General features: G+C 70.2%; 16 protein-coding genes. 8 read left to right on the forward strand and 8 right to left on the reverse strand.

From position 1 onward, the window contains the following. Positions 1 to 338: 338 nt before the first annotated feature. Positions 339 to 623, reverse strand: coding sequence for a GNAT family N-acetyltransferase (locus tag ACFQVD_RS31600; RefSeq protein ID WP_343970514.1), 285 nt, complete (start codon positions 621 to 623; stop codon positions 339 to 341). Between the two features lie 278 nt (positions 624 to 901). Here ACFQVD_RS31600 and ACFQVD_RS31605 point away from each other — a divergent pair, with 278 nt between their 5' ends. The 6 genes from ACFQVD_RS31605 to ACFQVD_RS31630 all read left to right on the forward strand — a co-directional run bounded on the left by ACFQVD_RS31605 (position 902) and on the right by ACFQVD_RS31630 (position 5,558). After that, positions 902 to 1,255, forward strand: a complete 354-nt coding sequence (locus ACFQVD_RS31605; protein ID WP_343970948.1) for an STAS domain-containing protein — start codon at positions 902 to 904, stop codon at positions 1,253 to 1,255. A 141-nt stretch (positions 1,256 to 1,396) separates the two neighbouring features. Next, complete coding sequence (locus ACFQVD_RS31610; protein ID WP_343970511.1) at positions 1,397 to 1,774, forward strand: STAS domain-containing protein; 378 nt, start codon at positions 1,397 to 1,399, stop codon at positions 1,772 to 1,774. A gap of 127 nt (positions 1,775 to 1,901) precedes the next feature. Continuing rightward, positions 1,902 to 2,354 (forward strand): ATP-binding protein, encoded by a 453-nt coding sequence (locus ACFQVD_RS31615; RefSeq protein WP_343970508.1) that lies wholly within the window; start codon positions 1,902 to 1,904, stop codon positions 2,352 to 2,354. Positions 2,355 to 2,726: 372 nt separating this feature from the next. After that, positions 2,727 to 2,927, forward strand: a complete 201-nt coding sequence (locus ACFQVD_RS31620; RefSeq protein ID WP_343970504.1) for a ferredoxin — start codon at positions 2,727 to 2,729, stop codon at positions 2,925 to 2,927. Further along, positions 2,924 to 4,309: an NAD(P)/FAD-dependent oxidoreductase gene (locus tag ACFQVD_RS31625; protein WP_343970501.1), complete on the forward strand. Its 1,386-nt coding sequence runs from the start codon at positions 2,924 to 2,926 to the stop codon at positions 4,307 to 4,309. Before ACFQVD_RS31620 ends, ACFQVD_RS31625 begins: the two co-directional genes overlap by 4 nt. 28 nt (positions 4,310 to 4,337) lie before the next feature. Then, positions 4,338 to 5,558 carry a cytochrome P450 gene (locus ACFQVD_RS31630; protein WP_343970498.1) on the forward strand — a complete coding sequence of 407 codons (1,221 nt, stop codon included), beginning with the start codon at positions 4,338 to 4,340 and terminating at the stop codon, positions 5,556 to 5,558. 7 nt (positions 5,559 to 5,565) lie between these two features. Here ACFQVD_RS31630 and ACFQVD_RS31635 read toward each other — a convergent pair whose 3' ends face one another. Beyond that, positions 5,566 to 6,282, reverse strand: coding sequence for a YqjF family protein (locus ACFQVD_RS31635; protein WP_343970495.1), 717 nt, complete (start codon positions 6,280 to 6,282; stop codon positions 5,566 to 5,568). A 261-nt stretch (positions 6,283 to 6,543) separates the two neighbouring features. Here ACFQVD_RS31635 and ACFQVD_RS31640 point away from each other — a divergent pair, with 261 nt between their 5' ends. Continuing rightward, entirely contained in the window at positions 6,544 to 6,873 is a 330-nt protein-coding gene (locus ACFQVD_RS31640; RefSeq protein ID WP_343970492.1) for a putative quinol monooxygenase, read from the forward strand. On the opposite strand, the gene ACFQVD_RS31645 is transcribed toward ACFQVD_RS31640, so the two are convergent. Further along, a complete protein-coding gene (locus ACFQVD_RS31645) occupies positions 6,856 to 8,010 on the reverse strand; it encodes a pectinesterase family protein (protein WP_343970489.1) in 1,155 nt (384 codons plus the stop codon). The genes ACFQVD_RS31640 and ACFQVD_RS31645 overlap by 18 nt on opposite strands. Positions 8,011 to 8,209: 199 nt before the next feature. On the opposite strand from ACFQVD_RS31645, the gene ACFQVD_RS31650 reads away from it, so the two are divergent. Beyond that, a complete protein-coding gene (locus ACFQVD_RS31650; protein WP_343970486.1) occupies positions 8,210 to 9,475 on the forward strand; it encodes a serine hydrolase domain-containing protein in 1,266 nt (421 codons plus the stop codon). 116 nt (positions 9,476 to 9,591) lie between these two features. Here the strand turns inward: ACFQVD_RS31650 and ACFQVD_RS31655 are convergent, their stop codons facing one another. The 5 genes from ACFQVD_RS31655 to ACFQVD_RS31675 all read right to left on the reverse strand — a co-directional run bounded on the left by ACFQVD_RS31655 (position 9,592) and on the right by ACFQVD_RS31675 (position 13,962). Next, entirely contained in the window at positions 9,592 to 10,266 is a 675-nt protein-coding gene (locus ACFQVD_RS31655) for a hypothetical protein (protein ID WP_343970483.1), read from the reverse strand. A gap of 162 nt (positions 10,267 to 10,428) precedes the next feature. Continuing rightward, complete coding sequence (locus tag ACFQVD_RS31660) at positions 10,429 to 11,658, reverse strand: ABC transporter permease (RefSeq protein ID WP_343970480.1); 1,230 nt, start codon at positions 11,656 to 11,658, stop codon at positions 10,429 to 10,431. Next, positions 11,655 to 12,350 carry an ABC transporter ATP-binding protein gene (locus ACFQVD_RS31665; RefSeq protein ID WP_343970476.1) on the reverse strand — a complete coding sequence of 232 codons (696 nt, stop codon included), beginning with the start codon at positions 12,348 to 12,350 and terminating at the stop codon, positions 11,655 to 11,657. The genes ACFQVD_RS31660 and ACFQVD_RS31665 overlap by 4 nt, the downstream gene beginning before the upstream one ends. Then, on the reverse strand, positions 12,347 to 13,444 hold the full coding sequence (locus ACFQVD_RS31670) for a peptidoglycan-binding domain-containing protein (RefSeq protein WP_343970474.1): 1,098 nt from the start codon (positions 13,442 to 13,444) through the stop codon (positions 12,347 to 12,349). The genes ACFQVD_RS31665 and ACFQVD_RS31670 overlap by 4 nt, the downstream gene beginning before the upstream one ends. Beyond that, on the reverse strand, positions 13,441 to 13,962 hold the full coding sequence (locus ACFQVD_RS31675) for a hypothetical protein (RefSeq protein ID WP_343970471.1): 522 nt from the start codon (positions 13,960 to 13,962) through the stop codon (positions 13,441 to 13,443). Before ACFQVD_RS31675 ends, ACFQVD_RS31670 begins: the two co-directional genes overlap by 4 nt. Between the last annotated feature and the right edge of the window lie 63 nt (positions 13,963 to 14,025).

The raw sequence follows: 14,025 nt of genomic DNA on the forward strand, positions 1-14,025 counted from the left end.
ACGCCCGGTTCGAACGGTTCCCTGCAGCCTAGCAAGGGATCGGGCCATGACCCGGCCCGCATGACAAGCGTCACAGCCGATCTACGCTAACCGGGTAATTGCCACTATCATCCCGCACGACTCGCGACCTGATGATCACAATCTGCCATGAATCCTGTTGCAAAACCGCCTGCGTTCTTACGATAACCCCCGGAGTGGGCCGCTCCATCCGCCCGAAGGTTCCGGTCACCGGCCGCCAAGAAGCTTTCTGCCCGGACATCGCGGTGACCAGCGTGTCCGCTCGCTCCGGCGCGATTATCGGGGGCGTGAACGTCCCAAACCCTCTGGCTATGAATCGGTCAGCCGCCCTGAACAAGATCGGCGTAGTCGGGGTGGCGGTCTATCCACTCCCTGACGAACCAGCAGAGAGGCACGACCTTGGCCTCTTCGGCGCGGGCCGCGTCCAGCGCGGTGCGGACGAGTGCGGCCCCCACCCCGTTGCCCTCGTACGCCGGCTCGACCTTGGTGTGGGGATAGACGATGACCCCGTCACGCCGGACGAGTTCCAACCGCCCCGCGCGCCTGCCGTCCACCGTCGCCACGAAGGAATCGCCACCGGGGGAGAGCTTGACATCCACCTGCATGGGGGTTCTCCTTTGCCGGACCGCCGTACGGCGGTCTCTTGGTCAGCCGATTCCGCGAGACGTTCATTCCCGTGCGTGCGGATCTCCGGCGGACGCGATGGCCGATCGGTTTCCGTGCATTGAAACACGAAACCGGCAAACCATACCAAAATGCGCCCAGCTGAAGGATGATGAGAGCAGGCACCGGCACCGCCGGTTCCTCATGACGATCAGTCGACATGCCTGCCGTCGCGGCAGATGTCGACCGACCCTCATGTCCCGTCCAGAAGGTGATCACAATGGTAGGTGAGGTCAGCCACGGCTCACTGCGCGTTCTCTTCACCGATCTGCCGGTCGGCCTGCGCTGCGAGGGAGAGATCGACCTCTGTACGCGGCACATCCTGGTGCGGGCCCTCGCCGTGGCGGCGGAGCGCACCTGCGGCGATCTGCATGCCGATCTCCAGGGTGTCGACTTCGTCGACGTGGGCGGCCTGCGGGTGCTGGCGGAGATCGCATCCGGGATGGTGGGCGACCGCAGACTGATCGTCAGAGGTCTCCGGCCGCACGCGTGGCGGATCGCCGAGATCTGCGGCTGGTCGGAGGTGCTCGACGACAGGTCCAGAGAAGGTATCCGTCAGTGGGATAACAACTGATCACCCCTCGGCTGTAGCGTAAAAGTGCTCTAGAGAAATTCGGAGGATCTCAAGCCGAGCACCTCCGGATCGGCCCGGTCGGCTCCAGGCTTGAGGCACCGGCCGCCTTCCCTCCCCCGACCGTCCACAGAGGTGTAACCCGTGAGCGCTGCCGTCCGCGTGACCGATGTGTCCGACCCCTCGGTAAAGGAGATGGTCCTGCTGAGCCTGGCCGGCGAGCTCGACTACACCAATGCCGAGCGGTTCCGTCACGACCTTCGCCAGGCCATCGGCCAGGACCGGAGTGACCTCGTCATGGACCTGGCCGATCTGACCTTCTGCGACTCCACAGGAATCCAGGAATTCCTGAACGCCCGCAAGATCGTCCAGGATCGCGGAGGCAACATCGTCCTGGCCGGCCCGCACCCCCGCCTGCAACGAATCCTCCACCTGACCGGACTCGCCCAGGCCTTCGGCATCCAGCCCACCGTCGCCGACGCCGTCAAGGCACTGCGAGCCCCGGATATTCACGGCGGATGACCGTCGTAAGTTGGCAACGATCGGGCAGGTGTCTAGCATCGTGTAACTCATCTGCAACGCCCTGATTCTGGAGCAAGTCGGCTCGTCCCCCGGTGACTGCCAGACAAGGCGACGTCAAGGGGGTGTCGTGATCGGCGACCACGGCCAGCACTGGCCGATCGACGAGGATCTCAGCGCGTTGCGGGAACGTCTCCACCATTACGCCACCCAGGCCGGCATGCGGGGCGAACGTCTGAACGACCTCCTCCTCGCCACCAACGAGGCGGTCATCAACGTTCTGGAGCACGGCGGCGGCAAGGGCACGGTGGACGTCTGGCAGGACGAGACCCACCTGACCATCGACGTCACCGACACCGTGGGGATTCTGGCCACCGAGCACATCCCGGCGAAACGCCCCACGGGCACCGTTCGAGGTTTCGGCCTGTGGCTGATGACCCAGCTGTGCGACGAGTTCACCATCGAGCGGATCGCCGTAGGCTCCCGGGTCCGCCTGCGGATGAACCTGCGTTCACCGGCGGCACGGAGCAGGGCGCTCAGCCAGGAGGACCCCGGCCAGGAGGAGGTCCGGGCCGCGTTCTGAGCCTCGATCGTCAGCCGACCGATCGGGCATCACCGCTCGCGGAGGGGGCGCACCGGGGCCGCCCTCACGACCCTCAGCCGGCTTGAGCGAGCCGGCCGGACCTCGCCATGGCCGAGCTCGTACGCAATCCTTGACCACCCGCTGGCAGAAGGGCGATGCTCCGCCCCGATGTCCGCGATACGCTCGTTTAGCCAGGTCAGCGCATTACCTCGCGGTTTTCCCTGACCGTTCTCCCCGAAACCGTGGCGGCCGCCGGCGACACGTGAGGACGTGCCACGGCATCGCTCCGAGGCCGGGTTCACGGTAGACCCGGCCCGCGGACTCCCCTCGCGCCTTGTTCAACCGTGTTCGGGCTCGGAAGGGATGGTCCTGATGAGGGTTGTCGTCGACCTGGCGCGCTGCCAGGGGTATGCGCAGTGCGCCTTCCTGGCCCCGGACACGTTCCGGATGCAGGGTGAGGAGGCCCTCGCGTTCCACTCCAGCCCCGACGACGCGCAGCGGGACCAGGTCCTGCGTGCGGCCGCGGCCTGTCCGGTCCAGGCGATCCTGGTCGAGACATCTGGGCCGTCATGAGCAGCGAGAGAAGCCTGAAGGCGTTCAGGCGTGACGGCCGCATCGTGATCGTCGGCGCCTCCCTCGCGGGGCTGAGAGCCGCGGAGGCGCTGCGCGACGAGGGCTTCACCGGATCGCTGACCCTCATCGGGGACGAGGCGTGCGAGCCCTACGACCGGCCTCCGCTCTCCAAGCAGGTCCTGACCGGCTGGGTACCCGCGGACGGCACCGCACTACCCCGGCGCCGCGAGATCGGCGCGGAGTGGTTGCTCGGTGTGGCCGCCTCGGGACTGGATCTCGCCGGCAAGCGGGTGCGGCTCGCGGACGGGCGGGAGATTCCCTACGACAGGCTGCTGATCACCACCGGTGTACGTGCCAGGTCCTGGCCCGACGAGGCCGAAGCCGCACTGGACGGCGTGTTCGTGGTCCGCACCCGCGACGACTCCGGCCGCCTGCGGGAGCGGCTGGACGCCGGGCCCGGCCGGGTACTCGTCATCGGGGCCGGGTTCGCCGGTTCCGAGATCGCCTCCATCTGCCGCGAGCGCGGCATACCGGTGACCGTCGCCGAGGTCGCCGAGGCCCCGCTGGTGGGAGCACTCGGCAGCATGATCGGCTCGATCGCCGCGGGCCTCCAGCGTGCTCACGGCGTCGACCTGCGCTGCGGTGTCAGGGTCACCCGGCTGGAGGGCGACGGGTGGGTGCGCCGCGCTCACTTCTCCGATGGAGAGACGATCGACGCCGACGTGGTGGTGGTCGCGCTCGGCGGTGTGCGCAACACCGAGTGGCTGCGGGACTCGGGGCTGGCCGCCGGTCGCTGGGGGGTGGCCTGCGACTCGGGGTGCCGGGCGTTCGACATCAACGGCCTGGTCACCGATGACGTCTTCGTCGCCGGGGACGTGGCACGCTGCCCGCACCCGGTCTACGAGTACCGGTTCCTGTCGCTGGAGCACTGGGCCAACGCGGTGGAGCAGGCCCAGGTCGCGGCGCACAACATGGTCAGCCCTCCGACAGACCGCTGGCCGCACCTGTCCATGCCGACGTTCTGGTCCATGCAGTTCGGCGTCAACATCAAGTCCGTCGGCGTTCCGGTCATGGCGGACGAGGTCGTCGTCACCCAGGGGTCGGTGGAGGAGCACCGGTTCGTCGCGGCCTACGGGTACCGCGGCAGAGTCACCGCGGCCGTCAGCTTCGACAACGCCAAATGGCTCGACCACTACCGGCGACTGATCGAGGCGGCGGCCCCCTTCCCGCCCTCCTGCCCCACCCCCGACCAGCCCGCGGACATGAAGCCGGTCCCCGCCCGCTTCCCGGATCCCGTCGTCATCACCCACGGAGCCACCGTCATGGTCACCGGCCACGAGCCGAGCGAGCGGCGCGTGGCGTTCGCCCGGCCGGGCTGTTGAACCCGGGCAAACCCTAGGAGAAGCGGTCATGACAGTCGCTCAGGCGCCCAGCACTCTCCAGCGGATCCTCGACTACTCCAGCCGGGCCGACCCGTACCCGCTCTACGCGGAGCTGCGCAGGAGGCCGGTGGCCCGGCAGGAGGACGGCGACTACGTCGTCAGCACCTACCGGGAGATCAGCGCGCTGCTGCACGACCCGCACCTCAGCTCCGACGCGCACAGCCTCGAAAACCCGGGGCCGGCCCTCGCCGAGCGCGGGGACCCACCGGCGTTCATCGGCCTCGACCCGCCGCGGCACGACCGGCTGCGCCGCATGGCGATGCGGCACTTCGGCCCCCCGCACTCGCCCACGCTGGTGAACGACATGCGGCCCGACCTGACCGCCGTCGTCACCGACCTGATCGAGAACCTGGTGGGCAGGGACCAGATCGACATCGTGGACGACTTCGCCTACCCCTTCCCGGTCACCGTGATCTGCCACCTGCTCGGCGTGCCGCGCGAGGACGAGCCGCGATTCCACCGGTGGGTCGAGGCGATCGTCGCGCTGCTCGACTTCGACCCCGCGACGGACCCTCAGGAACGCCTGCGGGAGGGCACGCAGGCCCGCAAGGACCTCAGGCACTATCTCGCCGAACTCCTGCGGAGCCGCCGCGGCCGGCCGCCGGGCGACGACCTGCTGTCCCGGCTGGCGAGCGACGAAGGCCCCGACGGGCGCATGACGGACGAGGAGATCGTCAGCACCGCCAACCTGCTGCTCATCGCGGGTCACGAGACGACGGTCAACCTGATCACCAACGGCGTGCTGACCCTGCTGCGCCACCCAGAAGTGCTGGAGCGCCTGCGCCGCGAGCCCGAGATGATCATCCGGACGGTCGAGGAACTGCTGCGCTACGAACCTCCGGTGCACATCATCCCCTGGCGGGCCGCCTACAGCGACCTCACCGTCGCGGGCGTCACCATCCCGAAGGGCTCGCGGATCACGCTCATGCTCGCCTCCGGCAACCGCGACCCCGCGTACTTCCGCGACCCCGACCGGTTCGATCCCGACCGGCGGGACAACCGGCATCTCGGTTTCGGCAGTGGCATCCATCTGTGCTTCGGCGCCCCCCTGGCCCGGCTGGAGACGCAGATCGCGCTGAACGGGCTGGTACGCCACCTGGAGAATCCCCGGCTCGTCGCCGACCCGCCCCCGTACCGGCAGAGCGCGGTCCTGCGCGGCCCGCGCCACCTGCTGGTCAGGCAGGGATGACACGTGGTCACCGGCTCCACATCCCGACCCTCACCGGCACCCCGGATGAGGCGTGCAGTAGGGGGGCGCCGTCCGGAGCTGCGAGCCCGCCCGCCTGGAGGAGGTCCTCCTCCAGGCGGATCAGCCGGGCGTGGCGCAGCGGCCAGTCGGGGTGCTCGATCTCGGCGTGGACAGTCCGGCCCGCGACCGTGGTGAACAGCCGGTAGCGGGCGGTCAGGAAGTGCGCCAACTCGTCGCGCTCCGACTCCGCGAGCGGCGGACCGATCTCCACGTCCGCGTCGCATCGTGCGCCCACCGGCCCGGGGCACCGGCGGCGGCAGCGGTAACCCTGACGCTCACCGTCCGCGCGGACGGACATGCCGGACCAGAAGTAGGGCAGCCGATAGGCGACCCGCGCGCCGAGCACGGCGAGCAGGCGCCCGGCGTCCAGCGACAGGAACCAGACGCCGTCGCGCCCCTGGTCATCTCGTACGTACGTGCGCACGTTGGTCTCGGGGAATCGCGACAGCCACGGCAGGGCCGGCGAGTGCGGTATCCGTACGTCCTCCATCAGGAAGGTGGTGAGGCCGACCCAGGCGGCGCCGTCGAAGGTGTGCACCGTGAGCCCGGCCGGCAGCAGCCGCTGGATCTCGGCCGGCGGGTACCGCCAGTGCATGAAGGTCATCTCGGACCAGCGGTGGTACATGACCGGCCGGGCCACGCGCGGGGACGGTGGAGCCTGCATGGTCTGCTCCCTGTCGGGTGAGGACGTCACGTGATGGCGGCCGGGACGGTGAGGTTCCTGAGCCAGGTCTCGTCGCCCGTCATGTGCCGACCTTCCCGGTTGGGACCCGCCCATGCGCCGCCGACCGAGGCCGGCTCACGGCGGGTGGGTTCCCGCTCCCCGGCATCCGCTCGCTTATCTTGGCCATGGCGCCGCACACCTGCCCCACGCCATACCCGCAGGCGGGTAACACTCGTCTCGACTCTTGACAGGGAACAGTTCATGATCTTCATCGCCGTCAAGTTCACGATCCGTCCCGAGCGGGCCGAGGAGTGGCTCTCGCTCGTCGACGACTTCACCCAGGCCACCCGCAGCGAGCCGGGGAACGTCTTCTTCGAATGGTCCAGGAGCGTCGAGGTGCCCGGCCAGTTCGTCCTGCTGGAGGCGTTCGCCTCGCCCGCGGCGGGCGAGGCGCACGTGAACTCGGAGCACTTCAGGACCGCCATGGCCTGGATGCCCGAGCTGATCACGAAGACGCCGGAGATCATCAACGTCGAGGTGCCCGGCGAGGGCTGGTCGCGGATGGCGGAACTGTCACCGGCCCAGGGCTGACCAGAGATGATCATCGATCGTTGACGGCCGCCAGTCGCCGAGACAGGCGCGGACGGTCCGCCCGGCCGCCTGTTCGGGGGTCAGCTGGGGCCTGTTCTCGGGAACGGGCCTCGCGGCCCCCGGACCGACATTGCGGTACTCGCCGAATCTGGCGTCCTGCCAGGGATAACCGGCGCTCATGTTCACGTACGGAGCGGTGACGTCGATCCCGGGGCCGATCCAGGTCTCGCGCACGGTCAGCATCGGGACGGCGGTCGGGTCGCTGCTCGGGCGCCAGGGGCATGCGAGGCCGTAGGCGCCGTCGGGGGACTCGCCGGTGATGCGGCAACCGGTCGCCAGGTAACCGTGCGGGTTCGCGGCGGCGGTGCTCGGGGCGAACACGAAACCGTAGGGCCGAAACGGCACGTCGCGGACCAGGGTGCGCAGTTCACACCGGTCGAAGACCGCGCTGGCCCGGCCGAAGACGAAGTCGACGTCGCCTTCGACCTGGCAGCGCAGGTAGTACTGCCTGGCGAAGGCGGCCAGGCTGAGGGTGTCGGCGTAAAGCGTGTCCTGATGACCGAGGAAACGGCACGCCTCAAAGAACGAACGGTCGCCCATCACCTTCACCGCGACGGCCTGCGTCGCGGTGATCTCCGGGTGGTCGGCGCGCAGCCAGTCATTGGCGAAGGTCAGGTGGGCCGCGGTGAAGCCGTCGGCCTGGATCGTGGTGGTGGCGCTGCCGCTCGTGCCGTACGTGCCGCCGGAGGGCCTGGCCGTTCCCGCGGCATTGTCGAAGACGATGACGACGTCGCGGGCCCGGCGGGTGGCGCCGACGAGGGTCAGGCCGGTCTTGGCCTGGGCCACCAGGACCGTCTCGCGGTAGGTGCCGGCCGCGATCACCAGGGTCCAGCCCTGCCCAGGAGCGTCCGGCGTCGCGTCGACCGCCGCCTGGACCGCGGTGTGGTCACCCCGGCCCTGGGAGTCGACGTACAGCGTGCGCTCGTTCAGCCTGCGGAGCGGTGAGCCGTACGGCCCGAACGGGCGCGCGGGGTTGGTCCCGGCCGCGGCCCGGGTGGCCGGGACGAGCGCGAGGCCGAGGGCCGCGGCCCCGGCCAGCATCTGACGTCGGCCGAACGACGGACTCTGGGGCGACATGGTCACACTCCCGTGGTCACACACGTGAACAGCTTCCACATACAAGACCATCTGCAAGTTAGAGAGACTTGACAAATGTGTCAATGATGGGAGTTCGGCGCCATCTGCACTCTGCGCTCCGCCCTGTCTCCACCGGATATGGGTTGATTTCCCGTAAGATCCCGTTTTCGTGATGACCTCAAAGATCGGGGGATCTGGGATGTTGACCCGCAGGGACACGTTCAGGCTGCTCGCGGGCGCCGCGGCGGCCGGGGCCGCCACCGCACAGGCACGTCCGGGATTCGCCGCCGCCACGTCAGGCCGGGTGACCGCCCCCGTCTGGACGGTCACCGGGAAGAGCGCCTCGGGGCTGGCATCCTTCGACAGCACCCTGAAAAGTTTCATGCAGGCACGTGCCATCCCACACGCGTCCCTGGCCGTGGTGCGCAAGGGCAAGCTGATGCTGGCCCGTGGCTACAACTGGACCGCGGACACCACGTTCCAGGCGGGCCCCACCTCGCTGTTCCGCGTCGCCAGCCTCAGCAAGCCGGTCACCGCGACCGCGGTGACGAAGCTCGTCCAGGACGGAAAGCTGAGCCTGTCCGCCCGGGTGGCGCCGCTGCTCGGCCTGAGCACCGCCGCCGACACCCGGCTCGGCGACGTCACCGTGCTCCACCTGCTGCAGCACCTGGGCGGCTGGAACAGCGCGATCTCCTCGGACCCGATGTTCCAGGACCGCGCCGTCGCGAAGCTGCTCGGGGTGTCCCTGCCCGTGAGCCAGGCCAACGTCATCGAGTGGACCGGCAGGCGCCCGCTCGACCACGCCCCCGGAACGAAGTACGCCTACTCGAACTACGGCTACCTGCTGCTTGAGAAGATCATCGAGAAGATCAGCGGCCTGTCGTACGCCGACTACGTACAGCAGAAGGTCCTCGGCGCCGTCAAGATCAAGCGGATGGCGCTCGGCAGATCCGCGAAGAGCCAGCGGCGGTCGACGGAGGCTCCGTACTTCTCCGGGAAGACCGGAACGACGGTGCTCGACACCTCCGGCGCCGTGCTGCCCGCCCCTTACGGGAGCTTCAACATCGAGAACATGGCCGCGCACGGCGGCTGGCTCTCCTCCGCCGTCGACCTGGCGAAGTTCAGCACGATCTTCGACGGCACGGGACCGCTCACCGCGGCGTCCATCACCAGGACGTTCGCCAAGCCGTCCATCGGCATCAACGCGGACGGCTGGTACTACGGTCTGGGGTGGAACGTGCGCCCGGTCACCGGTGGCATGAACACCTGGCACACCGGGTCGCTACCCGGCACCTCGACCCTGATGGTCCGCAGGTACGACGGGCTGAGCTGGGTGGTGCTGTTCGACCAGCGTGACGACCCCTCGGGCCTCGGCTACGGCGACATCGACTCCCTGATGCACAAGGCCGCGAACGCGGTCACCACCTGGCCGACCACCAACCTGTTCTCCACCTACGGCCTCTGAGCCCGATGCCGCCTCCCTGGGCGAGCCCGTATCCCAGGGAGGCGGCCCGAACCGGCTCCACGACAACCGCACGGTGCCTGATCCGTCGCGGTCACCGGCCCGTCCGGTCGACACGCCTAGTCCGGCAGGCGCCTGCTCCGTCCGCGCCGCCGGGAGAATCGCCACCCGGTGAAGGTGAGGCCGGCGCCCGTCACGGCCACCCCCGCGTAGATCCAGATCGGGATCGACCCGCCGCCGGAGGCGTCCGGTGCGGGAGTGGCGACGGCCGTCGGGGACGGGAGCGCCGGGGGTGGGGTCGCGGTACCCAGGGCGGTGACGAGTTCCGCTGCGAGCGACTCCCCGCTCGGCAGGCCGTCCCCGGCACGCAACGCGGCATCACCCGGGCTGACCAGCAGGTTACCGGCGCAGAGCGAGGTGTTCAGGGCCACCCCCGGATCGGCCGTGAGCAGACCTGACTGGCCGGTGGCGGCGAACACCAGGTACCGCGACCCGGTGACGAAGTTGTATCCGCACGCGGCGCTGTCGGCGTTGGTGGCCACCTCGAACTCGGCGCTCGCCTTCCCCTTGTAGATCTGGTCGGCCCGGAAGGTGTAGACGACCGGCGGTGGAGTACCGAGCGGGTCTCCGCCGACCCGGCGGGCGGCCACCACCGTCCCGGTGAAGACGGCCGCCGCCCCCTTCACCTGCTCGGCCGGTTCGAGGGGAGCGCAGGAGCAGGCACATGCCGTACCGGGAGCGATCACGAGGGCCCCGGCCAGAAGCAGCAGAACGACTAACAGCCGATGTCTCATGCCCTCATGACGTATCCCTCCCCGCGATGGTTCGATACCGGTGCCTCCGGCCCATCGCTGGAGGGTCCCTCGGGAGCCGGGGATGACGGCTGTTCACCCTCCGGAGCCTGGACGATCTCCAGGAGGCTCCTGCCGCACCACTCCACGGTTTCCTCGTACCGGCTACGGCTGCGTCAGCGCCTCGGTGGGCGACAGGCGGGAGGCGCGGATCGCCGGGTACAGGCCGGCCAGCACGCCGATGACCAGCGTGGCGCCCACCCCGCCGAGCACCGCCCACACCGGTATCACCACGGACCACGACACCGAGGTGACATACCCCGCCGTGACCGCCACGCCCAGCAGCGCGCCCGCGACCCCGCCCAGCGCCGACAGCAGCAGCGACTCGGCGAGGAACTGGGTGCGGATCTGCCCCCTGGTCGCCCCCAGGGAGCGGCGCAGGCCGATCTCACCGCGCCGTTCCAGCACCGAGATGACCATGGTGTTGGCCACCCCGACCCCGCCGACCAGCAGTGCCACCCCGCCCACGCCGAGCAGCAGCCCGGTGAAGGCCGCGTCGGCGGCCTGCTTGGCGGCCAGCGCGTCGGAGGGACGCGACACGTCGACCTCGTTGGGGGCCTCCGGGTTGGCGGTGGCGCCGAGCACCTGAGCCACCGCCTCCACCTGCGCGTCCCGCGAGCGGGTGTAGACGACGGTCGGGCGGCCGTCGAAGCCCAGCCTGGACTCGGCCACCGGCCAGCCGACCAGCGCCGCGGTGTCCAGTTCGGGCGCCAGCGGCGTCGGGGCCAGGATGCCGACAACGGTGAACCACACCCCGCCGACCATTACCTGGGTGTCCGGCCCCGCGTGGCCGATCCCGAGGCGTTGCGCGGTGATCGCGCCCAGCACCGTCGCCGGATAGGAGGCGGTGGCGGCGTTGAGCCAGGTACCGCTACGGACCTCGACCCCGACGGTGGCGGGCAGCCCGGTCCGCACGGCGTAGGTCGCGATCCCGTTCGTCTCCGCCTTGGGGATCTTTCCGGTGCGGTAGACGTCGGCGTCGGCCACCCGTCCGATGGCCGAGACCGACTCCACCGGGGCGATCCTGCCCACCATCGCCTCGGCTTCGACCGGCAGCCTGGCCTGCTCACCGGTCATCGTCGTGCCGGGCGAGACGGTCAGCAGGTTGGTGCCCAGCTCGGACAGGGTGCGGTCCAGATCGGCACGCGAGGAGGAGGAGATGCCGACCACGGCGACCATCGCGGAGATGCCGATGGCGATCCCCAGCGCGGACAGGAACGCCCGCATCGGCCGGGTGCGCAGGCCCACCACGCCCACCTTGAGCACATCGCGCGGCCACATCCTGGCCGGTCGCAGCGCCGGTCGCAGCGCCGGTCGCGGCACCTCGGCGGTCATCGCCCCACCTCCGGGACCGTGGCCTCGGGCCGCGCGTTGTCGAAGGTCACGCGACCGTCGCGCATCCGTACCCGGCGTGGCAGTGACTCGGCGATCTCCCGGTCGTGCGTGATGATCACTACGGTGGTGCCTCCCGCGTGCAGGCCGCGCATCAGCTCCATCACCCCGGCCCCCGAGGCGGAGTCGAGGTTGCCGGTCGGCTCGTCGGCCAGCAGAAGCGGGGGATCGCCCGCCACCGCCCGCGCCACCGCGACACGCTGGCGCTCACCACCGGACAGCTCATGCGGCTCATGGTCCATCCGATGGCCCAGCCCGACCCGCTCCAGCGCCGCCGCCGCCCTGCGCCGCCGCTCGCCCGGCCGCAGGCCGGAGTAGAGCAGCCCGTCGGCCACGTTGTCCAGCGCCGTGACGCGCGCGGCGAGGTGGAACTGCTGGAAGACGAAGCCGATCCGGGTGGCCCGCAGCGCCGACAACCTGGCGTCACCGAGCCCGCCCACCTCGTAGCCGTCGATGCGCACGCTGCCGGCGGTGGGCCGGTCCAGGGTGCCGAGCACGTTGAGCATGGTGGACTTGCCCGAGCCCGAGGGGCCCACGATGGCGACGAGTTCGCCGGCGCCGATGTCCAGTGAGACGCCGGCCAGTGCGGTGACGCCGCCGGGATAGATCTTCGTCACGTCGCTCAGCGAGATCACTTCGGCACCCCCACCGCGGTTCCCTCGGTGATCCCGTCACCGGAGATCTCCACCCGGCCGGCCGCGAACAGGCCCGTCGTGACCGGGACGTAGGAGGACGTCGAGCCGTTGACGACCTCGACGCCGAAGCCACCCTCCCGCAGCGCCAGCAGCGCGGCGACCGGGACGGTCAGCACGTCCTTGCGCCTGCCCGCGGTGAAGGTGACGTCGACCGAGGCCATGACGTAGGCGGCGGCCGCCTTCTGCGCCTTCCCGCCGCGCAGCTCGACGACCACCTCCACGCCGGTCGTGGGGCTCTGGCCCTGACCGCCCGGCTTGATCACGGTGGACACCTCCTCGACGCGACCGCCGATGGTGGTGCCGTCGGGGAGCGTGACGGTCACCTTGCCGCCCTTTCTGGCCAGTCGCCGCTCGGAGGCGCCGAGCTCGACGGTGACGGCCTTGGCCGTGCCGGAGTAGGTCAGCACCTTGCGTCCCGGGCCCGTCGGGTCGCCCTCTCCCGCCTGGAGGCTGTCGACGCGAACCGCGCCGGGAGCGAACATCACCCGGCCGAGTTCGACCTCGCCGCTCTCCTGCAGGCCCCGGTCCTCCTGCCACTGCCTGACGGCCTCGGCGGTGGAGTAGGTGTACTCGCCGTCCACCGTGAAGCCGGTGTAGCCCAGTGCCTTCAGGTTCCTCTCCAGCTGCTTGACGTCGGGACCCTCGTCGCCGATCCGCATCGTCCGGTAGGCGGGCAGCGTGCCGTACATCAGCACGACCGGTTTGTCGTCCACCCGATACAGGGCTCTGCCGCGGGTGACGCGGTCGCCGGTGCCCGGCAGGCGGGTGAGGGTACCGGGCAGCCGGTTGACGGCGGTACCGGTGGTGCCGTAGCCGAGCGCGCCGTCGGCGGTGTGCGTGTCGGTGAGCGTCTGCCTGGTCACCGGGACGGTCTTGGGCGGCAGCCGGGTGGCGGGGGAGTCCGCCGCGGTGCCGTCGCCCATGCCGAGCACGCCGGCGGCGACCGCGCCGCCCACGGCCAGGGCGAGGATCGCCACGGCGATCTTTCCGCCGCGGCGCGCACGGCGCCGTGGGCGGCTCTCCTCAGCGGTCACCGTGGGCCACCGGCCGCCATGATGTCCTGGCACTTCTGCTGGGCGGCGGGGAAGTCAGGGTCCTCACCGATCTCGGGGGTGATCATGATGCCGCGCTGGCCCGGCTTGGGATCGGGGAAGCCCTCCAGGCCGTTCTCGCGCATGCAGGCCGCGTAGGCGCGGCCTCGCTCCTCCGCCTCGGGGTCGGCGGCCCCGGACCTGTCGCCCTGTGGGCTGAACTCCTGACATGCCTGCATGGCCTTGTCCACCGTGGACCTGTCGACGCCGCCGTCCTTGTCGAACTTGAGCTGGATGCGGCCACCCTCCGGATCCTCCATGGGCACGCCGTTCTCCCGCATGCACTGGGCGAACCTCACGCCCTTCTCCTCCCGGCTCAGGGTCGGGGCGGCACTGCTACCCGCCTGTTTGGCCCCGCCGCCGGCCGAGGCCACCGTGCCGGTTTCGGGAGCGGCGCCGCATCCGGTCAGGATCAGGGCCATCAGCAGTGCCACCGGCGCATGGTGCGTCCGCAGTCGCATGGTGTCGTCTCCTCAAGAGCGCGGCCGGAGCGTTTCCGGCCCTTCGGGAGGTGATGCAAGCGG

The sequence above is a fragment of the Streptosporangium amethystogenes subsp. fukuiense genome, assembly GCF_042665875.1.
Classification (GTDB): domain Bacteria; phylum Actinomycetota; class Actinomycetes; order Streptosporangiales; family Streptosporangiaceae; genus Streptosporangium; species Streptosporangium fukuiense.